This window comes from Methylobacterium sp. FW306-05-D (genome assembly GCF_058782155.1).
This window is the reverse complement of sequence record NZ_JBYSXL010000034.1, coordinates 24,963-47,839: the sequence shown is the minus strand read 5'-3', so window position 1 is coordinate 47,839 and position 22,877 is coordinate 24,963. Positions and strand designations below refer to the sequence as shown.

The window sequence follows — 22,877 nt, the reverse complement described above, 5'->3', positions numbered from 1 at the left end:
CCCCACCCCTTCGCGGCCGGCCCGGCCCGCGCCCAGGCGCCGGAGGCCGCCCCCGAGGAGGCGGAGGCCCCGGGCCGCAAGAAGTCCCGCCGGGGGCGCGAGCGGGCCTCGAAGGCCGTCGCGACGGCGCCCGGCATGCAGCAGGCGACGCCGGTGGCGATCTTCGGCGACTGGAACGTCTTCGCCAACGGCCAGGGCAAGACCCGCGTCTGCTACGCCATCGCCCAGCCGCAGACGCGCTCGCCCAAGACCCTGAAGCGCGACACGGCCTACCTCTTCGTCACCGTGCGCAAGGCCGAGAACGTGGCCAACGAGGTCGCGGTGATGCTGGGCTTCCCGGCCAAGCCGGCGGGCAGCCAGGCCAAGGCCAATGCGGGCCCGGCGCCCACCGACCCGACCCTGAACCTCGGCGCCACCCGCTACGGCCTCGTCACCAAGGACAACAACGCCTGGCTCCAGAACCCGGCGGAGGAGACCCGGGTGGTCACCGAGATGACCCGCACCCCGAAGCTGCAGATCAGGACCACCTCGATGCGGGGCAATCCCACCAGCGACGAGTACGCCCTGGCCGGGTTCGGCGACGCGATGAAGCGCGCCCGCGAGGAGTGCAAGTAAGGGGGACTACCCCGCCGCCGCCCGGGCCGCCTCGGCCCGGATCGCCGCCAGCGTGAGATGGGCCGGCGGGCCGTCGCCGGCGAGGTTGAGCCCGTCGGCCCCGGAGGCGAGGAGGAGCGACAGCGCCTCCCGCAGCGAGGCCCCGGACGCGATGGCGGGGGCGTCCGGCAGGGGGCCGGGGGTCGCCAGGCTCCCAGCGGCGATCAGGGCGAGGCGGCGCAGGGCCCGGTCCTGCCCGACGAAGCCGGCGACGAAGGCGTCGGCCGGGGCGGCGAGGAGACGCTCGGGCGTGTCGGCCTGGACGATGCGGCCGGCGCGCATCAGCACGACCCGGTCGCCCATCCGCATCGCCTCGTCGATGTCGTGGGTGACGATCAGCACGGTCTTGCCCAGGCGCCGCAGGATGGCGCCGATCTCGGCCTGCAGGCGGTCGCGGGCGACGGGGTCCACCGCGCCGAAGGGCTCGTCCATCAGCAGGACCGGCGGGTCGGCCGCGAGCGCCCGGGCGACGCCGACGCGCTGGCGCTGGCCGCCGGAGAGCTCGTGCGGGCGGCGCCCCCGGTACTGGGCCGGATCGAGGCCGACGAGGTCGAGCATCGCGTCGACCCGCTCGGCGATCCGGGCCCGCCCCCAGCCGAGCAGGCCCGGCACGGTGCCGACGTTGTCGGCGACGCTGCGATGGGGGAACAGGCCGACGCCCTGGAGCACGTAGCCGATGCCCCGGCGCAGGGCGACGGGATCGGCCCGCATCACGTCCTGGCCGGCGACGAGCACCCGGCCGGAATCCGGCTCGACCAGCCGGTTGACCATGCGGAGCGTGGTGGACTTGCCGCAGCCGGAGGGGCCGATCAGGGCGCAGACGCTGCCCTCGGCGACCGCCAGGTCGAGGCCCTCGACGGCCGGGCGCTCGGCGCCGGGAAACCGCTTGCCGACGCCTTCCAGGCGGATCACGGGGCCCTGGCCGGCGCGCGGTCCGGCGGCCCGCGCCTCAGCAGCCCATGCACTCAGCAGCCCTTGCAGATCGAGCCCATGGTGGTGCGCATCTTGGTGTCCCAGGCCTTGTCGCGGGCGGCGGAGGCACGCTGGGCCTTGGCCATGTCCGCCTCGGTGGAGGCGCGGGTATAGGGGGCCTTGCCCGCATCCGCGCGGCCCGGCGGCTTGGTCACCCCGGTCGGGGCAATGTTGCGCGGGGGCGCGCCCGGCGAGGGCTGCGCCAGGACCGGCGCGGCCCCGAGGAGGACGGCCAGGGCGGAGGCGGCGACGATGCGGGACATGATGGCGGACGATCCCTGACAGGTGACGAAGCGTCGGGACGGCCGGGCGTGACCGGTCCCGCGACCCGCTGGTCCCGTGCATCTACGACGAAGACCGTTCGGGATTATGGCACCTCGGCCGCGCGGCGCGAGGCATCGGCCGGGCAGCGCGTGCGAAATGGCACCCCTGGCGGGCGGTTCCCCGCCCGGCGCCGGCTCAGGGGCCGCTGAGGAAGCCGATCCGCTCCCGCGCCGGCTGGCCGAGCCAGAGCAGGACGGCGCCGATCACGAGGCCGATCAGGGCGGCGGGCGCGAGGGTGAGGGGCAGGACCAGGATCTTCCAGAGCCAGGGGGCGACGCTCTCCACCGTCCCCTGGAGGGCGTTCGCCCGGTCCTTGAACAGCGTGAAGGCGAGGTCGCTGACGCTGGTGACCCGCAGGGTGTTGTTCGCGATCGAGCGGGCGCCGTCATAGACGAGGCAGACGAAGCCCGCCGCCAGGAAGACGAGGCCGAGGAAGCGGCTGAGGAAACGGACCATCGCACCCGATCGCACCCGCCGGCATCCGCGCCGGCCCTGGGGCTGAGTAGGAGGGCGCGCCGACGGGCGCAAGCCACCGACGCCGGTGCCGCCGAGACCGGACCCTGCGGGCCTCGCGGTTTGCGCCGGCGGTTTGCGCCGGATGGCGAGCGCGCCATATGCGGGCACGGGGCCGCGCCGCGGGCGGGGCCCGGCCGCAACCCGAGACCCGATCCAGACCCATGCGCGACGCCTCCGCCCTCCTCGACCCGGTGCCCGCGCCCGGCGAGACCGCCCCGCCCCTCGGGCTGGTGATCTTCGATTGCGACGGGGTGCTCGTCGACAGCGAGCCGATCAGCCTGGCGCGCCTCACGGCCGGCCTCAACCGCATCGGTGTGCCCATCGACGTCGAGACCGTGCGGGCGCGCTTCGCCGGCACCTCGATGGTCTCGATCATGGGCCACATTGCGCAGGATTACGGGATCGCGGCGCCGGAGGGCTTCGTCGAGGCCGTGAAGGCGGATACGCTGCGGGCCTTCGACACGGAGCTGCGCGCGGTGGCGGGCGTCGCCGCGGCGGTGTCCGCCCTCGGCCTGCCCTCCTGCGTCGCCTCGAGCAGCGACCCCGTGCGGCTGCGCCATTCCCTGGGACTCACGGGGCTGCTGCCGCTGTTCGAGGGGCGGATCTTCTCCTCGACCCTGGTGGCGCGGGGCAAGCCGGCGCCGGACCTGTTCCTCCATGCCGCCGCCGCGATGGGCGTCGCCCCCGCGGCCTGCCTCGTCATCGAGGACAGCGTGCCCGGCGTCACGGCGGCCCGCGCCGCCGGCATGCGCGTCGTCGGCTTCAGCGGCGGCGGGCACTGGGTCCACGATCCGGCGGCCGCGGACCTGACCCGGGCCGGCGCCGCCCGGATCTTTCGCGATTACCGGGACCTCGCCGCCGTCATCGCGGCCGCCTGATCGGGTTCGCGAAGGAAGCCCGCGTGCCGGCGGCCGAGCGGGGCCGTTTCTGCCAAGGATCGCACGGCATTCGGAAGATCGATCCGTTGACGAAATGCGGTCCGATGAGCATCTTGAAGACGTCCGGCGACGCCACTGCGCGTCGCCGGACCGCGGTGATTTGAAGTGTGTAGCTTGCGCCGCGTCATCAAACGCTAAAGCACCGCGATGCGCTCGCGCCTCGTGGTCCTTCTTGGAAAGGATGACTTGCCGTGACTGTCTGCAACGCAATCCCTGGGCGGGGCGATGCCTCGCTTCTCCCGTCCTCGGCGCTCCGGTCCCAACGCGGCTGCTGTCGACGCTGACCTCTCCGTCGCGTCCCACCGTTCGTTGTCCGCCGGCCCCGCGCCGGCCACCGGAGTCCTTGTCATGTCCCATCTTCAGATCGAGGCCGAGCGGGCGCTCAATCGCCTGCACGCCGCCCACGGCTTCGTGGATCACCGGGCGGAGCGCGCCCGCAACCGCCTCCATGCCGAGCCGGCCCCGCCGCGGGTCATCGAGATCGGCGAGATCACCGCCGGCATCGCCGTGCCCGAGCCGGGCGGCGTGCGCTTCTTCTCGTCGAGCCGCGACTTCGCCCCCCTCGACGGCACGGTCTTCCGCAGCGTCGAGCAGGCGGCCCGCGCCGCCCGGGACCGGTTCCGCAGCCGGACGCGTCCCGCCGCCGGCGCACGGGCGCCCCGGCTCCAGGCCGTGTGAGCGTCGTCCGTCGCGGGTCCGGGCTCGCCCACGGCGCCCCGGAATGACGGCGCGGGGCCGTCTGCGATCCCCCTGCCCGAAGGGAGAGGGCCCTGTCGCGAGCGGGCCGACCGACGTGATCGGCCGGAGCGGGTTTCAGACCGGCCAAGCCGCGCCGCGATAGGCCCCGTCCCAGAACAGGTATTCGAGGCGGGTGGCCTGGGTGTAGGCCCGGTGCATCCCGGCCCGGACCTCCGGCGAGGCGCCCCGGGCGGCCTCGTCGGTGGCGGCGATCATCGCGGCGACCGCCTGGGCGAAGTCCTCGCCCGCATAGGTGTCGATCCAGGCGCGGTACGGATTGTCGGCCCGCGCCCGGGCGACGATGTCCCGGCCGATCTCGGCATAGATCCAGAAGCAGGGCAGCAGCGCCCCGAGCACCACGGCGTAGGGCTCCGCATAGGCGGTGGCCACGAGGTAGGACACGTAGTGGTCGCAGGGCGGCGAGAGCGGGGTCGCCGCGAAGGTCTCGGCGTCGATGCCGTAATCGCGGAAGAAGCCGCCGTGGAGCGAGCGCTCCACCACGATGGCGGTCTCGGCCGCCCGGGCGAACTGCACCATCCGGTCGGGGTTCGGCGCCTTGGCGGCGGCCAGCGCCAGGGCGCGGCCGAAGCCCACGAGGTAGTGCGCGTCCTGCACGATGTAGTGGATGAAGCGCGCCCGGGTCAGGGTGCCGGCGGCGAGCTCGGCGTTGAACGGCATGGTGCGGATGGCCTCGTAGGCCGCCGCGTTGCGGGCCCAGGCCTGCGCTGAAAAGGCTTCGGACGGGACGGTGTCGGTCATGCCCGGCTCTCCCGCTCGAAGGACAGGGTGACGCCGTGGCGGGCGCGGCCGCCCGGGGCCAGCAGGCGCTGCGAATCGCGGTCCTTGAGATCGCCCGCGAAGCCGGCCCAGTCGGCGTGCCCGGTCCAGCATTCCAGCGAGAGGAACGGCGCCGTCGGCTTGGTCCAGACCGCGAGGTGGGGAAAGTCCGACACCGCGAGGCGGATCGCCGTGCCGTCCGGGCCGGTGAAGCGCATCCAGCCGCTCGCCGCATCGCGGAAGACCAGGGCCTCGGTGAAGAGCGCCGGATCGAGGGGCAGGGTGTCGCCCTGGAGGGGGATCGGCCGCTCGTCGCGCAGGAGCAGCCCGCCCGGCCCGACCTCGGGGGCGAAGGGGCGCTCGGGGTGCTCGAACCGGACCGCGTAGCCGCCCCCGGCCGCCCGGGTGCCGCCGGCGAAGGGCCAGGGAAAGGCCGGGTGGAAGCCGAGCCCGTAGGGCAGGGGCACCGTGTCGGTGTTCTCGATCCAGATCTCGAAATCGAGGAGCCCGGGGCCGACCCGGGCCGTGATGTCGAGGCGGAAGGCGTAAGGGTAGTGCACCCGGGTCTCTTCGCTGTCGGCGAGGCGCAGGCTCACGCCGTCGCCGGAGCGCTCGATCACCGTGAAGGGCAGGTCGCGGGCGAAGCCGTGCTGGGGCATCGGATAGGCCGCCTCGCCCACATGAACCGTGCCGCCGGTCGAGGCGCCGACCACGGGGAAGAGCCAGGGCGCGTGCCGGTTCCAGTGCGCCGGGTCGCCGCTCCAGAGGTACTCGCCGCCCCCGACCCGCCAGGAGACGGGCTCGGCCCCGTCGGCGTCGATGACCGCCTGCGTGCCGTCGCCGGCCGTGATCGTGATCCGTTCGCCCATCGCTCGTCCTGTCGTCCGGCTGGCCGCCCCCCGCGCCGGGAGCGGCGGGAGAGGTGCTTCAGCGCGCCTTGAGCACCGCCCGGCAGGCGGCCGGCAGCGCGGCCATGGTCATCGGCGGCTTCGGGCGCGGCGGCTTCGTCGCGGGCTTCGGGTTCAGGATCGCGTCGCTGAACCAGTAGGCCAGCTCCTCGCCGCAGCCGTCGCCGGCGGGCGGCGGGGCCTGGTCGTCGCATTGGTCCTGGCCCGCCGGGCAGGCGAGGCGGATGTGGTAGTGGTAGTTGTGCCCGTACATCGGCCGCACCTTGGAGAGCCAGGCGCGGTCGCCGCCGGCCTCGCGGCACAGGGCCTTCTTGATCGCCGGGTTGACGAAGATGCGCGCCACCTCGCGCTCCTGGGCCGTCATCCGGATCAGCTTGAGGTGCTCGGGGGTCCAGACCTGCGGGTCGATGTCCAGGCGGTCGGGCCGGACCACGTCGGTGGCGGAGGTCTCCTCGCGCTCGACCCGGCTCATGCGGTGGTCGGGCATCGGGGTCAGCCAGATGTCGGCGTCGAGGCCGAGCTGGTGCGAGGCGTGGCCGGTGAGCATCGGCCCGCCGCGGGGCTGGGACATGTCGCCCACGAGGAGGCCGTTCCAGCCGATGCGGGGCGCCTTGGCGGCCAGGCGCTCCAGGAAGTCGACGAGGGGCGGGGTGCCCCACATCCGGTTGCGCGACAGGCGCATGACCTGCCAGTTCGGCCCGTCGACGGCCAGGGCCTCGCCGCCCGAGAAGCAGCCCTTGGCGTAGGAGCCGTAGGCGTGGGCGGGGCCCGGCGCCGGGGTGGTGGCCCGGCCGAACAGGGCCTTGGCCGGCGTGTCCGGCGCGTCCGGGTTGGCGAGCGGCGGCAGCGGCTTCGGGTTGACGCTGCCCCGGTCCTGGGCCTGGGCGGGCAGGCCCAGACAGGGGCCGAGGAGCAGCAGCGTCGCGAGGCGGAGGCGAAGGGTCAGCGGAGGGCTCCCGGGATCGCGTCCCCGCCGGGCGGGGCGCCGAGGATCGTCTGAGGCGAAGGGTCGAGGGCGAAGGGTCGACGGCGAAGGGTCGAGATCTCGGCGCCACGCTAGTCCATCGGGGATCGCCTCGTCGAGGGTCCGCGGCGCCGCCCTACTCCGCCGGCGCCACGGCGATCCGGATCGTGTCGGCGGGCGCGCCGCTGACCAGGAGGGTGATCGGCGCGGTGCCGAGCTGGAAGCGCACGCTCTTGGCGAGCAGGGGGCAGCCGGGCCGCATCGTGCTCGCGGTCGGGGGCCGGGTGGTGTGGCCGTCCTGGCTCACGTCGATCCAGGCGGGCTGCGACAGGGTGACCTGATAGGCCCCCGGAGACAGGGGCGCCTCGAGCCGCAGCAGGCCGCCATAGGTGCCGGGCTTCGGCTCCCGCGACGGCGGGACGGGCGCCTCGACCGCGTCCTGCGGCTTCAGGGCCAGGATCGCGGCCGGCATCGCCGCCGGCAGGGTGCCGCCGGACTCGACCCGGGGCAGGCTGGCGGCCGAGAACCAGGCCTGCTCGCGCAGGAGCGACCAGTCGAACTGCGTGCAGGCCGCCGGGTCCGCGGCCGGCATCGCGCCGGGCTCGCGGGGCGGCGGGTCCTGCGCCCAGGCCGACGGGGCGGACAGGGCGAGGAGCGCGAGCGCGGCGAGCCGGCGCATCGCCCTCAATCCACCGCCACCAGCACGTCGGAGGACTTCACCACGGCATAGGCCTCGCCGCCCACGGTGAGCTTCAGGCTGTCGACGGATTCGTTGGTGATCGAGGCGGTGACCAGCTGGCCGCCGGCGATCTCGATCTTCACATGGGCCGTGGTGGCTCCCTTCTCGACCGAGACGACCTTGCCCTTGAGGACGTTGCGCGCGCTGATCTTCATGGCGACCTGTTCCCTGTGCTGGGCCGGCCCGGGGGGAGGGGGCCGGCGCGGCGGGACGATGCCGTCCGGGCCGGCGCGGTGCAAGGTGCCCGGATGCAACCCAGCACCGGAGCCCACGCGACCGTGATCGCGCTCAGTCGGACTCGTCGTCCTCCGGCGCGGCGATCTCCTCCTCCGAGACCCGGCGGCGCGAGCCCCATTCGGCCAGCACGGCGTTGAGGTCGTCGAGGACGAAGTGCCGGGCGCTGTCGCGGTCGTAGCCCTCGTCCAGCAGGGCGTCGTACTCGGTGAAGACGTGGCGGGCATAGGACACCAGGGCGAGCCAGGCCGCGTTGTCCGGGCGCGCGTTGCGCAGGCCCGGGCTCGCCAGGGCGCGGTCGACCACCGCCTCCGATTCGAATTCGGGCAGGCGCGGGGCGAGCTGCGCCAGGGCCGCCGCCACGACCTCGCGCCGGTTCATCGCCCGTCTCCCATCGGTTCCGCCCCTCGCCGTCCGCACCCTGCGGGCAGGAGGTGCGCGACCGGGCCGCAAAAGTCCACGCCCGCCGATCGTCGCCCCGGGGCGGGTCGTCACGCCGAGGCGGAGCGATCGGACGCGGTCCGCGAGATTTGTCGGCGATGCCCAGTGCCGGCCCGTGTCGGGTGGGATTTCGCCCGGCCCCTATCCCTGGCTGATCCGCAGAAAACACGTAGACGGATCGCCACGACTGGGTGATGCTTTGTCGTGAATTGTTCGATAATGAATTGGTGTCAAATGTTGAGGGTCGGGCTCCGGAGCCGGATCGCAGACCACGTTGACGGACCCTCTCGTGACCCAGGACAATTCCGTTCTCATCGTCTCGGACAGGCCACAGCTGGCGGCCCTGCTCTGTCGCGCCGTCGAGAACGTGGTCGCCTGCCGCTGCATCGAGCCGCGCGCGGCCCTGCCGGCGACGCTGCCCCTCGTCGCGGTGGTCGACGTCAGCGGTGACCCACGCCTCGCCGCCACCTGGATCGCACGCTTCCACGGCGCCCGCATCGCGAGCCTGCAGCTGACCAATCAGGCGCCCGCCACCCGCGGCCGGGCCGCCGTGGCCACGCGGACCCTGCCGGCGGACGCGCCCCGCACGACGGTCCTCGCCACCCTGTTCGCCCTGGTGGACACCTGGCAGGCGGCCCGCCGGAGCGCCGCCGCCCCGGTCCGGAAGATCCGCGACATCGCCGAACGGGCGCGGGCGGCCGTCACCATGGTGGCGGACGCCTTCCGGGCGGCCGAGACCGGGCGCCCCGTGAACCCCGAGGAGGTCGATGCCGGGACCGAGCTGATCCTGGAGGCGGTCTCGGATTCCGGCATCCGCACCTGGCTCGACGTCATCCAGAGCCACGACCAGCAGCTCTACCAGCACTCCCTCAGCGTCGCGGGCTATGCCGCCGCCTTCGGGGCCGGCCTGCGCCTCGCTTGCGCCGACCAGAAGCGGCTGGCGCGCGCCGCCCTGCTGCACGACGTCGGCAAGGCGAAGATCCCCCTGGCGATCCTGAACAAGCCCGGCCGCCTCACCGAGGCGGAGATGGCGGTGATGCGGACCCATCCGGGCATCGGCGCCGACCTGCTCGCCGCGCAGGGCGGCTTCGACGCGGCGACCCTCGACGTGGTGCGCTTCCACCACGAGATGCTCGACGGCAGCGGCTATCCCGACGGCCTGAAGGGCGCGGCGATCCCCGACCTCGTGCGCCTCGTCACCATCTGCGACATCCACTCGGCCCTGACCGAGCGGCGCCCCTACCGCGATCCGCTGCCCCACGCGGAAGCCCACGCCCTGATGCAGGGCATGCTGCCCAAGCTCGACGCCGACCTGCTGGCGGCCTTCCGGCGGCTGGTGCTGCAGGACGTGCTCGACGACGCCGTCGCCTGACGGCGCGCCGCCCGGGTTCGGCGGAGCCCGATCGGCCCGGGCGGTGAAAATTCCGGCACCATAATGCCTGTCGAACGGGATCATCTCCCGATGGCCCGCGGGCCGGAGAGATCGTCTCCCGTGTGCTGCGCATTCAAAAGAACGTTTCATTGATTCTCGGACGTGCAAGGGGCACGTTTTCGACAGACGCGGCGTCACGGAAAACACGTGGCCCGGCCCGTTTTGCAGAGCGAAGATCTTCGGAATCACCGGTGCTGACCAGCGCTCGTCTTGAGCGCGTGCGCAGACGTGTCCGGAGAACTTGGCGCCTACGAGAGTCACCCCATGTCGCTGCCCCGTATCGTCGGCTTCACCGCCAACCTCCAGCGCCCCTCGAAGACCCGGGCGCTGGCCGAATCCCTGGCCGAGGCGGTCGGCGCGCAGCTGCGGGCCGAGATCCGCCTGTACGACATGCTCGATGCCGGCACCGGCCTCGGCGCGGCCTGGTCGCGGGACCTGCTGCCGCTGCCGGCCCGCCGCATCGTCGAGGCGATCGAGGGGGCCGACGCCCTCATCGTGGGCTCGCCGGTCTACAAGGGCGCCTATACGGGCCTGTTCAAGCACCTGTTCGATTTCGTCGATCCGGCGGCCCTGGTGGGCAAGCCCGTGATCCTCTCGGCCACCGGCGGCGGCCCGCGCCACGCCCTCGTGGTCGAGCATTCCTTGCGCCCGCTCTTCGGGTTCTTCAGCGCCCACACCATTCCCAGCGCGGTCTACGGCTCGGACGCGGATTTTCGCGACGGAATCCTCGTCGATCCGGGCGTGAAGGCCCGCATCGCCGACGCGGCGGGCCAGCTCGCGGAGCTGCTCCAGGCCCGGGCCGCCCGCGCCGGGACGCCGGAGGCCCCGGTCGCCGCCTTCGCCAGCGCCGGCTGAGAACCGCCCCGATGCTCTCCCGACGCGACCTCCTCGCCGGCGCCCTGGCGGCGGCGGCCCTGCCCGGGCCGGCCGCCGCGCCCGCGCGGGCCGAGGGCGGCACCTTCCGGATCGGCTACCAGAAGAACGGCATCCTCGTCGTCGCCAAGCAGCAGGGCGCGATCGAGCAGGCGCTGAAGCCCCTCGGCGTCTCCGTGCGCTGGACCGAGTTCTCGTTCGGGCCCCCCGTCCTCGAGGCCCTCGGGGTCGGCGCCATCGATTTCGGCCAGACCGGCGCGCCGCCCCCGGTCTTCGCCCAGGCCGCCGGCAACACCCTGCTCTACGTCGCGGCCCAGGATGCCGGCGGCTCGGGCGAGGCGATCCTGGTGCCGCAGGGCTCGCCCCTGACGACGCTCGCCGATCTCAAAGGCCGGCGTGTCGCCTTCGCCAAGGGTTCGAGCGCGCATTACCTCGTGGTCCGCGCCCTGGAGACGGCCGGTCTGACCTATGCCGACATCGAGCCCGTCACCCTGGCGCCGGCGGATGCGGCCGCCGCCTTCGCGCGGGGCGCCGTCGACGCCTGGGCGATCTGGGACCCCTACTTCGCCATCGCCGAGCGCCAGCCCGGCACCCGCATCCTGGCCAGCGCCGCCGAGATCGAGAAGCCCACCAACTTCTTCCTCGGCAACCGGGACTTCACGCAGGCCAACGCCGCCGTGGTCCAGGCGGTGGTCTCCGCCCTCGGTGACGTGGCGGCCTGGTGCGAGGCGCATCGCCCGGAGGTCGCCGCCCTGCTCGCGAAGGGCACGGGCGTGCCCCTCGACGCGACCCGGCGCGCCGTCGACCGCAGCGTCTACGTCATCGCGCCGCTGAGCGAGGCGGTCGTCGCCGGCCAGCAGCGCGTGGCCGACCGCTTCCAGGCGCTGGGCCTGATCGCCAACCCCATCCGCGTCCGCGATGCCGTGTGGACGCCGCCGGTGCCCCCGGCGAGCAAGGGCTGAACCCCATGACGACCTCGTTCCACACCCGCACCCTGGAGCGGCTGACGCCCTGGCTCGTGCCCGCCGCGATCCTGCTCGGCTGGCAGGTCGCCGCCTCCACCGGCCTCGTCTCCACCCGCTTCATGCCGGCCCCCTCGGGCGTCGTCGCGGCCGGCTGGCAGGCGGCCCGCAGCGGCGAGCTCTGGACCAACCTCTCGATCAGCTTCGCCCGCGCGGCCGTCGGCTTCCTGATCGGCGGCGGCATCGGCTTCGCGCTCGGCCTCGCCAACGGCCTGTCGCGGCTCTCCGAGCGCCTCACCGACACCACGCTGCAGATGATCCGCAACATCCCGCACCTGTCGCTGATCCCGCTCGTGATCCTGTGGTTCGGCATCGACGAGGAGGCCAAGCTCTTCCTGGTGGCCATCGGGGTGTTCTTCCCCGTCTATGCCAACACCCTGCACGGCATCCGCTCGGTGGACCCGCAACTCGTCGAGATGGGCCGGGTCTACGGCATGTCGCCCACCACCCTGTTCCTGCGCGTGGTGCTGCCCGGCGCGCTGCCCTCGATCTTCGTGGGCCTGCGCTACGCGCTCGGCATCATGTGGCTGACGCTCATCGTCGCCGAGACGATCTCCGCCTCCTCCGGCCTCGGCTACATGGCGATGCAGGCGCGCGAGTTCATGCTCGTCGACGTCGTGGTGCTGGCGATCGTGATCTATGCCGGCCTCGGCAAGGCCGCCGACGCCGTGACCCGGCTGCTGGAGCGCCGGTTCCTGGCCTGGAATCCGGCCTACCGGAACACCTGACGGAACGCGCGTTCCCCTCCCCGCAAGGGGGAGGGCGCGCCCGAGCCTCGACGCCCCACGGCGTCCTTCCCAGACTCCTCTCCCATTCGACGGTCCGTCCCATGCTCGCCACCGCCCTTCGCGTCCCCGAGGACAGCCAGATCCGTGAGGTGAAGCCCCGCGAGGTCGCCGCCCCGAAGGCGTCGGCCCGGACTGCGCCCGCGCCCTCCGCCACGGGCATCGGCGTCACCCTGCGCGACCTGCGGAAGGACTTCGACGGCCACACCGTGATCGAGGGGCTCGACCTGCACATCCCGGCCGGGCAGTTCGTGGCCGTGGTCGGGCGCTCGGGCTGCGGCAAGAGCACCCTGCTGCGCCTGATCCTCGGCCTGGAGCAGCCGAGCGCCGGCCGGATCGCCCTCGAAGCGCAAGGTCTGCGCACCCCGCCCAAGCGGATCATGTTCCAGGAGCCGCGCCTGCTGCCCTGGGCCCGGGTCGTCGACAACGTGGCGGTGGGCCTCGGCGAGGGCGGCCCCAAGGCGGAGCGCCGCGCCAAGGCGCAGGCGGCCCTGGCCGAGGTCGGTCTCTCCGAGAAGGCCGGCAACTGGCCCGCGACCCTGTCGGGCGGCCAGCGCCAGCGGGTGGCGCTCGCCCGCGCCCTCGTCAGCCGCCCCGGGCTGCTCGCCCTCGACGAGCCGCTGGGCGCCCTCGACGCGCTCACCCGCATCGACATGCAGGCGATGATCGAGCGGATCTGGCGGGCGCAGGGGTTCACCGCGATCCTCGTCACCCACGACGTCGCCGAGGCCGTGGCGATGGCCGACCGCATCCTGGTGGTGGAGGCCGGCCGCATCGCCCTCGACGTCGCCGTGGACGTGCCGCGCCCGCGCCGCCGGGGCGACGCCGACCTCGCGGCCCTGGAAGGCCGCATCCTCGACCACCTGTTGTCCGAGCGCGCGCCCGCCTGAGCGCTGCCGCCAACCGCGAGAAAGAACCCCCCATGACCGGACAGACCGACGTTCTCTGGTTCCTCCCCACCCACGGCGACGGCCGCTACCTCGGCGCCCAGGAAGGCGCCCGCGACGTCTCGATCGCCTATCTGCGCCAGATCGCCCAAGCCGCCGACGAACTCGGCTATTACGGCGTGCTCCTGCCCACCGGCCGCTCCTGCGAGGATTCCTGGGTGGTGGCCTCGGCGCTGGCGCCGCTCACCAAGCGCCTGCGCTTCCTCGTGGCCGTCCGGCCCGGCCTGCAGGAGCCGTCCATGGCCGCCCGCATGGCCGCGACCCTCGACCGGGTCTCGGACGGGCGCCTGCTCATCAACGTCGTCACGGGCGGAGACCCCGTCGAGCTGCGCGGCGACGGCGTCTTCCTCGACCACGACGAGCGCTACGTGGTCACGGACGAGTTCCTGCACATCTGGCGCGGGCTGATGTCGGGCGAGACGGTCAGCTACGAAGGCAAGCACCTGAAGGTGGAAGAGGGCCGGGTGATCTTCCAGCCCGTGCAGAAGCCCTATCCGCCGCTCTATTTCGGCGGCTCCTCGCCCGCCGGCATCGAGGTCGCGGCCGAGCATTGCGAGGTCTACCTGACCTGGGGCGAGCCCCCCGCCGGCGTCGCGGAGAAGATCGCCAAGGCCCGGGAGGCCGCCGACCGCAAGGGCAAGACCTTCTCCTACGGCATCCGGCTCCACGTCATCGTGCGCGAGACGGAAGGGGAGGCCTGGGCGGCCGCCGAGAGCCTGATCTCGCGCCTCGACGACGAGACCATCGCCAAGGCCCAGGCCACCCTGAAGCGCCAGGATTCCGTGGGCCAGAGCCGCATGATGGCCCTGCACGGGGGCGACCGCACCAAGCTCGAGGTCTCGCCGAACCTCTGGGCGGGCGTCGGCCTGGTGCGCGGCGGCGCCGGCACCGCCCTGGTCGGCTCGGCCACCCAAGTGGCCGACCGGATGAAGGAATACATCGATCTCGGCATCGACCGCTTCATCCTCTCGGGCTACCCGCATCTGGAGGAGGCCTACCGCTTCGCCGAGCTGGTCTTCCCCAAGCTCCCCCTGCGCGCCACCACCGGCGTCCCGCCCTCGAACGCCCGCAACAACGGCCCGTTCGGCGAGGTCATCGCCAACGACATCGTGCCCGGCCGCCGCATCGCGGCGCATTGAGGGGGCCTTTCCTCGGGCGAAAGCCTTGCCGCCAAACGCCTTGTCGCCAAGGAGCGGTGTCATTCCGGGGCGCCGCAGGCGAGCCCGGACCCGAAGGGGCGCGCCAGCGGCGTGCAATCCAGAGTCGCCGACCGCGCCCGGTTCGGCACCCCTTGCGCGTCTGGATTCCGGGTTCCGCTCCGCGGCCCCGGAATGACGGTGTGCGGAGGGAAGCCGATCGAGCTGGATGATCTATCGCGCATCGAGTCCCATCACCCCAGCCCAGAGGACACCCCATGCCCGCCGCCACCCGCGCCCTCGCGCTCCGCTCCGACGGCACCCGCCGCGCCTGGATCCTGCTCACCGCCCTGGCGCTCCTGACCCTCGGCGTCCTGCACGCCCGCGCGGACGAGCGGGTGATCCGGATCGGCTACCAGAAATACGGAACCCTGGTCCTCCTCAAGGGCAAGGGCCTCTTGGAGCAGCGCCTGAAGCCGCTCGGCTACCGCGTCACCTGGGCCGAGTTCCCCTCGGGGCCGCCCCTGATGGAGGCGCTGAACGCCGGGGCCGTCGATCTCGGCTCGGCCGGCGAGGCGCCCCCGATCTTCGCCCAGGCCGCCAACCCGGACCTGCTCTATGTCGGCCACGAGCCGGCCGCCCCCAGGGGCGAGGCGATCCTGGTGGCCCGGGACAGCCCGATCCGGACGGTCGCGGACCTGCGGGGCAAGAAGATCGCCCTCAACAAGGGCTCCAACGTCCACTACTTCCTGGTCCGGGCCCTGGAGCAGGCGGGCGTGCCCTACGAGGCGGTGACGCCGACCTTCCTGGCGCCGGCGGACGGGGCCGCCGCCTTCGCGCGGGGCGCCGTCGACGCCTGGGCGATCTGGGACCCCTACCTCGCCTCGGGTGAGCGCAGCACCGGCGGGCGCATCCTCGTCGACGGCACCGACCTCGTGCCCAACCGCCAGTTCTACCTCTCGACCCGCGCCTTCGCCGCCGCCCACGGCCCGGCCCTCGACGCGACGCTCGCCGCCATCGGCGAGATCGACGCCTGGGCCAAGGAGAACACCGACGCGGTGGCGGCCGAGCTCGCCCCCTCCGTCGGCATCCCGGCGCCGATCCTCACCGTGGCCCTGCGCCGCCTCACCTACGGGGTCACGCCGCTGAACGCCGAGACCACCGCCGACCAGCAGCGCGTCGCCGACACTTTCCACCGCCTCGGCCTGCTCCCGAAGCCCCTCGACGTCGCTGCGGCGGTGCGCAAGCCCGGGAGCTAGGTCGAAGCAGTTTCGACCAGTCCAGGCCGCACACCCTAGGGTTGAGAATTCTTCGCTGAAAGACTAGCGTGCCGAAGCGGCCGAGGTGGAAGGTCGGCATTCCATCCAGAGTGATGCTCATGGAAGGTCGGATCGTTGTTCGTCTCTTGAGTGGTGCCGTCGTGTTCGCGCTCGGTATATTGGTCGCGGTGCCGATCTGGGCCCTGCAGGCCGCTGTGCCGGCAATCACGAGGCCTCCCCTCGTCCGGGGGCTGCCGGACGGGTTCGACAAGGCCAGCGATGCCTTCCGGGCGCGCATCGCCAAAGTCTTTCCACCCGGCTTTCCGGAGGCCGCCATGATCCAGCGCCTGCATGCCGAAGGGTTCGCCCAGCCCATCTCCGAAGCGTCGGGGATGCGACGGGTGGTTCTCCAACTTCCGATGCCGTCCTGCGTCGTAACGTGGCGCGTGCGCTGGCAGGCGCGGGACGGCTATCTCGTCTCGGCGGTGGGAGATCAGGGCGCGACCTGCTTGTAACGAGACGTCCTCTCGAACCGCGACCCCGTCGGTTTCACGTCCGCGCTCCGATGCCCTCGCGTCAGCCCTTCAGCACCGGCGCCTTGGCCCCCGGCAGGCGGTCGAGGTCGGCCGGGCTGAGGTGGGTGTGCGCCGCCACCAGGGCGTGCGGCGTGAGGGCGAGCCACTGGCGCAGGGAGATGTCGGCGTAGGTCGGGCTGCGGAACATCTCCAGGAAGGTCAGCGGCGTCGTACCGGTGTTCTCGATGTAGTGGCCCATGGCGAAGGGCACGTAGCCGACGTCGCCGGCCTGGTAGTCGAAGGTGCGGGCCTTCGATTCCGAGCCGAACACCGTCATGCGGCCCTGGCCGGCGATGTAGAACTGCCACTCGTCGCCGTTCGGGTGCCAGTGCAACTCGCGGATCGCACCGGGCTCCAGCTCCACCAGGGCGGCCGCGATGGTCTTCGAGGCCTTGAACACCGAGGAATCGGTGATGCGCACGGTGCCGCCGGGCAGGCTCAGGGGTGCCTGGGCCAGCATCCGGTGGCTGAAGGGCTCCGGCACCGGGCCGGCGCCGGCCATCCGGTCCGCGTCGAGGGGGCCGGGGGTCGGCCCGGGGAAGATGTAGAGCTCCTTCTCCGGCACGCCCGCGAAGGCGCTCTCCGGCAGGCCGAAGTTCTTGGCCAGGATGTCCCTCGGCGTATGGGCCAGCCAGTCGGTCAGGAGGAAGGTGGAATCCTCCGAGAAGCCGCCGTCGTCGAAGACCAGCAGGAACTCGCAGCCGTCGACGCCCTCGGCGGACAGGCCCTGGATCGAGTGCGGGATGCCGGAGGGGAAGTACCAGAGGTCGCCCTCGCCGACATCGTCCGCGAAGGTCCGCCCCTGCGCGTCCACCGCGGTGATCCGGGCCCGGCCCTTCAGCATGTAGGCCCACTCGGCCTCCTTGTGCCAGTGCATCTCGCGCACCACGCCGGCGCCGAGGCGCATGTTCACCCCCGCCATGGCCTTCGAGACGGGCAGCTCCCGGATCGTCGTCTGCCGGGCCCAGCCGCCCTCCTCGAGACGCATGTGGCTGTCGGCGAAGGACCATTTCAGGTTCGGCATCGTGCCGTGGTCGGTCGAGGGCGGGCGCAGGGTGAAGGGGTCCTCGGCCTCCCGGGCGGGGTTGCGCGGCCCGAGGATCGTGGCGCCGTCCTTGCCCCGGATCGGGCTCTGCGCCGCGGGCTGGCCCTGCGCTCCGGCCACGGTGAACAGCGATCCCCCGGCGGCGGTGGCGGCCAGCAGGCTTCGGCGGGACAGGTCCGTCATGGGTGTCGGGTCTCGTATGGGGGCCGTGGGGCGCCGTGGGGCGCCCCGTTTCCGTCCGTCAATCGACCCTCACGGACCGCCGTTCCGTGCCTCACGGCCTCGTGCGGACCTCCGTCACGCCGCTGCCTCGACCGCGGGCGGCGCCGGGCGCGCGCCCTGGGCCCGCAACCGCTCCAGGAAGGCGGCGGCGAGGCGCCCGCGCGTCGCCGGGTCCTCGCTGCCCTGGCGCAGGAGCACGCGGTTGTCCTTGCGCACGATGTGGGCGTGGACGGGCACCTGCAGCGGCGGCGCGTTGGGCCGCAGGTCGGCGGCCAGGCCCTGCGGGCCGCCGCTGAGGCGGTGGATGCCGAGCGCCAGGCAGCCGACCCGGAGCCGGGCCAGGGCGATCAGGTCCTCGAAGGGCGCGGGCGGCGGGCCGAAGCGGTCGACCACCTCGCTGCGCAGGGCCTCCACCTCCTCCGGGTTCGCGAGGCGCAGGAGGCGGGTGTAGAGGCTGAGGCGCACCTCCGGCTCGGGCACGTAGTCGGCCGGCACGGCGCCCGAGAGGCCCAGCCGGATCTCCGGGTTCCAGTCCTCGGCGGGCTCGCCCTTGGCGGCGCGCAGGGCCAGGTGCAGCAGGTGCTGGTAGAGCCCGAGGCCGATGAGCTTGACGTGGCCGGCCTGGTTCTCGCCCACGAGGTCGCCCGCCCCGCGCAGGTCCAGGTCCCGGGCGCTGATGGCGAAGCCCGCACCGAGGCGGTCGAGGGCCTCCAGCGTCCGCAGGCGCTTCTCCGTGGCCGGCGTCAGCGGCCGGTCGGGGCGGCTCAGGAGGTAGACCACGCCGCGGCGCTGCCCGCGCCCGACCCGGCCGCGCAGCTGGTGGAGCTGCGACAGGCCGAAGCGCTCGGCGTCCCAGACCAGCATGGTGTTGGCGCGCGGCACGTCGAGCCCGCTCTCGATGATGCTGGTGGCGAGCAGCACGTCGCCCTCGCCGTCGGCGAAGCGCACCATCACGTCGTCCATCTCGGCGGCGTTGAGATCGCCGTGGGCGACCCGGGTCGCCAAGTCCGGCACCAGCGTGGCGAGGCGCGCCGCCATGGGGGCGATGTCCTCGATGCGCGGGCAGACGACGAAGCTCTGGCCGCCGCGCCGGTGCTCGCGCGTGAGGGCGTCGCGCATCGCCTCGTCCTCGAAGGGCGCGATCACCGTGCGGATCGGCTGGCGCACGGAGGGCGGCGTGGCGATGACGCTGAGGCTCTGGAGCCCGACCAGCGCGCTCTGGAGGGTGCGGGGAATCGGGGTCGCGGTCAGCGTGAGCACGTGGCCGTCGCCCGCCGCCACCCGCAGGCCCTGCTTGATCCGGGCGCCGAAGCGCTGCTCCTCGTCGATGACCATCAGGCCGAGATCGGCGAAAGCCACGCCCTTGGCGGCCAGGCAATGCGTGCCGACCACGAGGCGGATCGTACCGTCCGCCAGCCCCGCCTTCACCCGCTTGGCCTCGGCCGGAGAGACGAGGCGGGACAGGTGGGCGACCTCAATACCGAAGCGGGCGAAGCGCCGGGTGAAGGTCTGCACGTGCTGGCGCGCCAGCACCGTGGTCGGGGCGACGATCGCCACCTGCTTGCCGGCGAACACGGCCGCCGCGGCGGCGCGCAGGGCCACCTCGGTCTTGCCGAAGCCGACATCGCCGCAGACGAGGCGGTCCATCGGCCGGCCGGAGGCGAGATCGGCCATCACGCCGGTGACGGCGCTCGCCTGGTCGGCGGTCAGCGCGAAGCCGAAGCCGGCCGCGAAGCGCTCCATCTCCCGGTCGGGCGGCACCAGCACCGGCGCCCGGACCGACCGGCGCGTCTCGGCATCGGCCAGCATCACCCGGGCGGCCCGGGCCATGCAGGCCTCCGCCTCCAGGCGCCGGCGTCCCCAGGAGCCGCCTTCCAGCTTGTCGAGGGTCACGGCCTCGACCTCGGAGCCGTAGCGCCAGATCCGGTCGGCCTGCGAGATCGGCACCATCAGGATGCCGTCGCCGGCGAAGCGCAGGCGCAGGGCGTCCTCGCTGCCGCCATCGCCGGTCCCGACCGGCTCCAGGCCCTCGAACACGCAGAGCCCGTTGTCGCGGTCGACGGCGACGTCGCCGATGCGCAGCTCGACCTCGCCGATGGGCAGGATGGCGCTCGGGCCCCCGGCCGTCACGGCGGCGGCGCGGGCGCCGAAGAGGTCGGCGGCGGCGATCACCGCCACGCCCGCGCCCGGCACCCGGAAGCCCGCCTCGATCGGGGCCTCCAGCTGGAGGAGCGCGCCGGATTTCGCCGCCACGGCCTCGGCCCAGTCCCGCACCGTCCGGGCCTTGCGGCCGAGCGCCCGCTCGGCGACGCGCACCAGCCGCGCCAGGGGCTCGGCCGGCCCCGTCAGGAGGATGCGGTCGCCCGCCTTCAGGTGCTCGCGCAGGGTCTCGGCGAGCGCCGTGTTCGGCCGGGCCTTCCGCACGAAGACCGGCATGGTGAGGTCCTGGGCCTCGTCGGCCTGGGCCTCGGCGACCCGGCGCGCGCCGAGCTGGGCCGCCCAGGCCTCGGGGCTGAGGTAGAGACCGCCGTCGTCGGCGCCGCCGCGCCGGGACCGGGCCGCGGCCTCGCGCCCTTCCGCGATCTGCTCGAAGAAGGCCTGCGCCCGCTCCTCGGCCCCGTCCTCGACCACGAGGCGGGCGTCGGGCACCTGGTCGAGGACGGTGACCAGGGACGGGTAGTACCGGGCCAGACCGTGCTCCTGGCCCGTGAAGGGCGCGAGCCGGCTCTCCGAGCCCTCGGGCAGGACGATCTCGGTGGCGGGGTCGATCACCAGCACGTCGGCATCGGCCAGCGAGCGCTGCGAGACCGGGTCGTAGGAGCGGATCGCGGTGACGCGGCCCGCCTCGTACTCGATGCGGCAGGGGCGGTCGGCGGCGGCCGGGAAGACGTCCACGGTCCGGCCCCAGACCGCGACCTCGCCGGGCTCGTCGACCCGGTCGTCGAGGATGTAGCCGAGCCGCTGCAGGAAGGCCGAGACCGCCGTCGGGTCGAGGGCGTCGCCGACCCGGACCTCCAGGCGCGCCTGCGCCCAGGTCTCGGCCGGCGGCACGCGCTGGATCAGGGCCGGGCCGGTGGTGAGCACGATGTCGGGCAGGCTGGCGGTGTCGGTGAGCCAGCGCAGCACGCCGGTGCGCGCGCCCATCACGCCGCGCGAGGGCGAAGCGCGGTCGTAGGGCAGGCAGTCCCATTCCGGGTAGATCGCCACGCTGCGCTCGGGCGAGAGCGCCCGCAGGATCGTCGCGATGGCCTCGAGCCGGTGGCTCTCGCGGGCCAGGTGGACGAGCGGCTTGCCGGTTCTCGTCAGGTCCAGGAGGGCGACCGCCAGGGCGCCGGTGGGCACCAGCGGCGCCACCCGCTCCGGGGCGGGCGCCGTCCCGGCCGCCGGTGCCGCGCCCTGGCCGGAGGCCGGCTTCGACGCCGATGTCCGGCCGGACGCCTTGGCGCTCGATGCCTTGGCGACGGGTGTCTTGGCGCCGGATACCTTGCTCCCCGCGGTCTTGCTCCCCGCGGTCTTGGCGGACGTCCGGGCCTTCGCCCGGACCGGCCCCTCCGCGGGCCGCTTGGCCGAATCCCTGGCCGAATCCTTGGCCGATCCTGTTGCCGATCCTCTTGCCGTCTCGGCCGGAGCGGGAGACGACGCGGTCCTGCGTTTTGCCATCTGGGGTGTGCGCTGCCCGGCTTGGAGGATGGGAGTCTGGAAACGCGGCCGGCGGGCGCGGGCTCCGCGCTTTCGCCGTCCGTCCCCAGTTTGTCGCAGGCCTGTGGATCACATCTCCGGGTCGGGCGCCGCCTCCAGGCGCCCCTGCGCGATGGCCGCCTGGAAGGCCGCGTGGTCGGCCTCGTTCTGGTCGCCGTAGGCGAGCGCCCAGTCCGCCAGGGCCTCGCGCAGGTCGCAGTGCCGGTCGCGGCCGCAATAGCCCGCGATGGCGGCGGCGTCCCCGGTGCGGGCATGCGCCCGGGCCAGCAGGGCGCCGTAGGCCCAGGAGAAGGTGATCAGCGGCTGGCCCGTCAGGCCGGCCACGGGGATGTCGCCCTTCATGTTCTTCATCTGGCGCACGTAGAAGGGGCGATCGTCGATGGTGGTCCAGCCCAAGAGCGGGTCGCCCACCGCCTGGAGCAGGCGCTGGCCGTAGATCACCCGCTCGCCCTCGTGGTCGCCATAGGCGTCGGGCATGCCCGCGAGGTAGGGGGCGTGGGCCGGCGTCACCGCCTCCTTGACCTGGAGGAAGAGGACGTCCTGGTCCGAATTCCCGCACAGGAGCGCCACGTAGGCGCGGGTGCCGACGCTGCCGACCCCGACGACCCGGTGGGCCACGTCCACCACGTGGTAGCGGCTCAGCATGAACCGGCGCTCGCGCGGCAGGGTCTCGGCATAGTGCTCGAGCCCGCCGATCACCGCCTCGCGGGTCTGTGCATCGACGCTGGTCAGGATCGGGGGCTGCTCCTTGAAGCGCCAGCCGCCATCGGTGCGGCGCTCGCCGACCCGGGCGAGCAGGCTCTTGTTGTGCTTCTTGCGCGCCCGCTCCACCGCCTTGGCGATGACCGCCTTCGAAGCCTCGTCGATGGTGAGGCCGGCGAAATCGAGCTGATCGGCCCGGGCCGCCTGGTGCCAGACGTCGAGGGGCCCCTGCGGCGCCAGCTCGGTCATGGTGTGCTGGTAGCCCGCCACCGCCGCCAGGGCGGCCTCGCGGCGCTCGGCCTTGGCGACCCCGTCGGTGCGCGCGGCCACCTCGATGCTGGCCACCAGCCGCTTCAGGTCCCATTCCCAGGGGCCGATCGTGACCTCGTCGAAGTCGTTGAGGTCGAGGACGATGTCGCGCTGGGGCGTGCCGAACAGGCCGAAATTGGCGAGATGCGCGTCGCCGTTCATCACCACCGCGATGCCGCTGCGCGGGGTGTGGGCGAGGTCCCAGGCCATGACGTGGGCGGCCCCGCGCAGGAAGGCGAAGGGCGAGCTCGCCATGCGGGCGACCCGCAGGGGAATCAGGTGTTCCTGGCGCCCGGCATGGGCCGCCTCGATCAGGGAGACGGGGTCCGGCCGGTTGCCGGGCGGCGACCAGCCGGCATGGGCCGCGTGGGGCACCACCGCGCGCAGGGCCTTGCCGGCGTGCCGGCGCTTGTCCCAGGGCTCGCCGGCCTCGCGCAGGTTGATGCGGGGGATGTCGGCCAGGGGCGCCAGGAGAATGTCGTCGGCCTCCTGCTGGATGGCCTCCTGCTGGGTCTCGGGCGTGTTCGAGCCGTCGGCGCGCAGGCCGACATCCTGGGGGATTTCCATGCACGGTCCTCACACGCGACTTCGTGAAGGACAAATCTTGACCGTTTCCGATCGTTCCCGGGGCAACACGTCTCATCCCGGGGTTTCATCCCGAGAAAA

The 22,877-nt window shown here is 73.3% G+C and carries 23 protein-coding genes; 11 read left to right on the top strand and 12 right to left on the bottom strand.

From position 1 onward, the window contains the following. The coding region (locus AC3WLN_RS13465) for an invasion associated locus B family protein (RefSeq protein ID WP_492481949.1) at positions 1-615 on the top strand (615 nt) is incomplete at its 5' end. 6 nt (positions 616-621) lie between these two features. On the opposite strand, the gene AC3WLN_RS13460 is transcribed toward AC3WLN_RS13465, so the two are convergent. From AC3WLN_RS13460 to AC3WLN_RS13450, 3 genes are all read right to left on the bottom strand, one after another. Next, positions 622-1,566, bottom strand: a complete 945-nt coding sequence (locus AC3WLN_RS13460) for an ABC transporter ATP-binding protein (protein WP_492481947.1) — start codon at positions 1,564-1,566, stop codon at positions 622-624. Between the two features lie 53 nt (positions 1,567-1,619). Continuing rightward, complete coding sequence (locus tag AC3WLN_RS13455; protein ID WP_463771465.1) at positions 1,620-1,889, bottom strand: hypothetical protein; 270 nt, start codon at positions 1,887-1,889, stop codon at positions 1,620-1,622. A gap of 196 nt (positions 1,890-2,085) precedes the next feature. Continuing rightward, entirely contained in the window at positions 2,086-2,406 is a 321-nt protein-coding gene (locus AC3WLN_RS13450; protein WP_463771463.1) for a PetM family of cytochrome b6f complex subunit 7, read from the bottom strand. Between the two features lie 221 nt (positions 2,407-2,627). Between AC3WLN_RS13450 and AC3WLN_RS13445 the strand changes: the two genes are divergently transcribed. Both AC3WLN_RS13445 and AC3WLN_RS13440 read left to right on the top strand, forming a co-directional pair. Further along, positions 2,628-3,344 (top strand): HAD-IA family hydrolase, encoded by a 717-nt coding sequence (locus tag AC3WLN_RS13445; RefSeq protein ID WP_492481944.1) that lies wholly within the window; start codon positions 2,628-2,630, stop codon positions 3,342-3,344. A 408-nt stretch (positions 3,345-3,752) separates the two neighbouring features. Beyond that, complete coding sequence (locus tag AC3WLN_RS13440) at positions 3,753-4,082, top strand: hypothetical protein (RefSeq protein ID WP_492481942.1); 330 nt, start codon at positions 3,753-3,755, stop codon at positions 4,080-4,082. Between the two features lie 135 nt (positions 4,083-4,217). On the opposite strand, the gene AC3WLN_RS13435 is transcribed toward AC3WLN_RS13440, so the two are convergent. The 6 genes from AC3WLN_RS13435 to AC3WLN_RS13410 form a co-directional block, all read right to left on the bottom strand. After that, positions 4,218-4,901: a TenA family protein gene (locus tag AC3WLN_RS13435; protein ID WP_492481940.1), complete on the bottom strand. Its 684-nt coding sequence runs from the start codon at positions 4,899-4,901 to the stop codon at positions 4,218-4,220. Beyond that, positions 4,898-5,788, bottom strand: a complete 891-nt coding sequence (locus AC3WLN_RS13430) for an aldose 1-epimerase family protein (RefSeq protein ID WP_492481939.1) — start codon at positions 5,786-5,788, stop codon at positions 4,898-4,900. The genes AC3WLN_RS13435 and AC3WLN_RS13430 overlap by 4 nt, the downstream gene beginning before the upstream one ends. Positions 5,789-5,846: 58 nt before the next feature. Then, positions 5,847-6,773, bottom strand: coding sequence for a penicillin-insensitive murein endopeptidase (mepA, locus tag AC3WLN_RS13425; RefSeq protein ID WP_492481955.1), 927 nt, complete (start codon positions 6,771-6,773; stop codon positions 5,847-5,849). A 154-nt stretch (positions 6,774-6,927) separates the two neighbouring features. Continuing rightward, complete coding sequence (locus AC3WLN_RS13420; protein ID WP_492481937.1) at positions 6,928-7,470, bottom strand: hypothetical protein; 543 nt, start codon at positions 7,468-7,470, stop codon at positions 6,928-6,930. Positions 7,471-7,475: 5 nt separating this feature from the next. Continuing rightward, positions 7,476-7,685, bottom strand: coding sequence for a TOBE domain-containing protein (locus AC3WLN_RS13415; RefSeq protein WP_055948660.1), 210 nt, complete (start codon positions 7,683-7,685; stop codon positions 7,476-7,478). A 133-nt stretch (positions 7,686-7,818) separates the two neighbouring features. Further along, a complete protein-coding gene (locus AC3WLN_RS13410; RefSeq protein ID WP_492481934.1) occupies positions 7,819-8,145 on the bottom strand; it encodes a DUF2293 domain-containing protein in 327 nt (108 codons plus the stop codon). A 334-nt stretch (positions 8,146-8,479) separates the two neighbouring features. Here AC3WLN_RS13410 and AC3WLN_RS13405 point away from each other — a divergent pair, with 334 nt between their 5' ends. From AC3WLN_RS13405 to AC3WLN_RS13370, 8 genes are all read left to right on the top strand, one after another. Beyond that, entirely contained in the window at positions 8,480-9,577 is a 1,098-nt protein-coding gene (locus tag AC3WLN_RS13405; RefSeq protein WP_492481932.1) for an HD-GYP domain-containing protein, read from the top strand. A gap of 324 nt (positions 9,578-9,901) precedes the next feature. Then, complete coding sequence (msuE, locus tag AC3WLN_RS13400) at positions 9,902-10,492, top strand: FMN reductase (RefSeq protein WP_492481930.1); 591 nt, start codon at positions 9,902-9,904, stop codon at positions 10,490-10,492. 11 nt (positions 10,493-10,503) lie between these two features. Further along, positions 10,504-11,472, top strand: coding sequence for an aliphatic sulfonate ABC transporter substrate-binding protein (locus AC3WLN_RS13395; protein ID WP_492481928.1), 969 nt, complete (start codon positions 10,504-10,506; stop codon positions 11,470-11,472). 5 nt (positions 11,473-11,477) lie between these two features. Continuing rightward, positions 11,478-12,260, top strand: coding sequence for an aliphatic sulfonate ABC transporter permease SsuC (gene ssuC, locus AC3WLN_RS13390; protein ID WP_463771436.1), 783 nt, complete (start codon positions 11,478-11,480; stop codon positions 12,258-12,260). 101 nt (positions 12,261-12,361) lie between these two features. Next, positions 12,362-13,207 (top strand): ATP-binding cassette domain-containing protein, encoded by an 846-nt coding sequence (locus tag AC3WLN_RS13385; RefSeq protein ID WP_492481926.1) that lies wholly within the window; start codon positions 12,362-12,364, stop codon positions 13,205-13,207. Between the two features lie 32 nt (positions 13,208-13,239). Then, positions 13,240-14,403, top strand: a complete 1,164-nt coding sequence (gene ssuD, locus AC3WLN_RS13380; RefSeq protein WP_492481924.1) for an FMNH2-dependent alkanesulfonate monooxygenase — start codon at positions 13,240-13,242, stop codon at positions 14,401-14,403. 275 nt (positions 14,404-14,678) lie between these two features. Continuing rightward, the gene (locus AC3WLN_RS13375) at positions 14,679-15,659 is read left to right on the top strand and encodes a sulfonate ABC transporter substrate-binding protein (protein WP_492481922.1); all 981 of its coding nucleotides are present in this window, start codon (positions 14,679-14,681) and stop codon (positions 15,657-15,659) included. 119 nt (positions 15,660-15,778) lie between these two features. Further along, a complete protein-coding gene (locus tag AC3WLN_RS13370; protein WP_492481920.1) occupies positions 15,779-16,174 on the top strand; it encodes a hypothetical protein in 396 nt (131 codons plus the stop codon). A gap of 61 nt (positions 16,175-16,235) precedes the next feature. Here AC3WLN_RS13370 and AC3WLN_RS13365 read toward each other — a convergent pair whose 3' ends face one another. From AC3WLN_RS13365 to AC3WLN_RS13355, 3 genes are all read right to left on the bottom strand, one after another. After that, positions 16,236-17,462, bottom strand: a complete 1,227-nt coding sequence (locus AC3WLN_RS13365; RefSeq protein WP_492481918.1) for an oxalate decarboxylase family bicupin — start codon at positions 17,460-17,462, stop codon at positions 16,236-16,238. Positions 17,463-17,576: 114 nt separating this feature from the next. Next, complete coding sequence (locus AC3WLN_RS13360) at positions 17,577-20,855, bottom strand: helicase-related protein (RefSeq protein WP_492481916.1); 3,279 nt, start codon at positions 20,853-20,855, stop codon at positions 17,577-17,579. Between the two features lie 414 nt (positions 20,856-21,269). Next, positions 21,270-22,778, bottom strand: a complete 1,509-nt coding sequence (locus tag AC3WLN_RS13355; RefSeq protein WP_492481914.1) for a DUF2252 domain-containing protein — start codon at positions 22,776-22,778, stop codon at positions 21,270-21,272. Between the last annotated feature and the right edge of the window lie 99 nt (positions 22,779-22,877).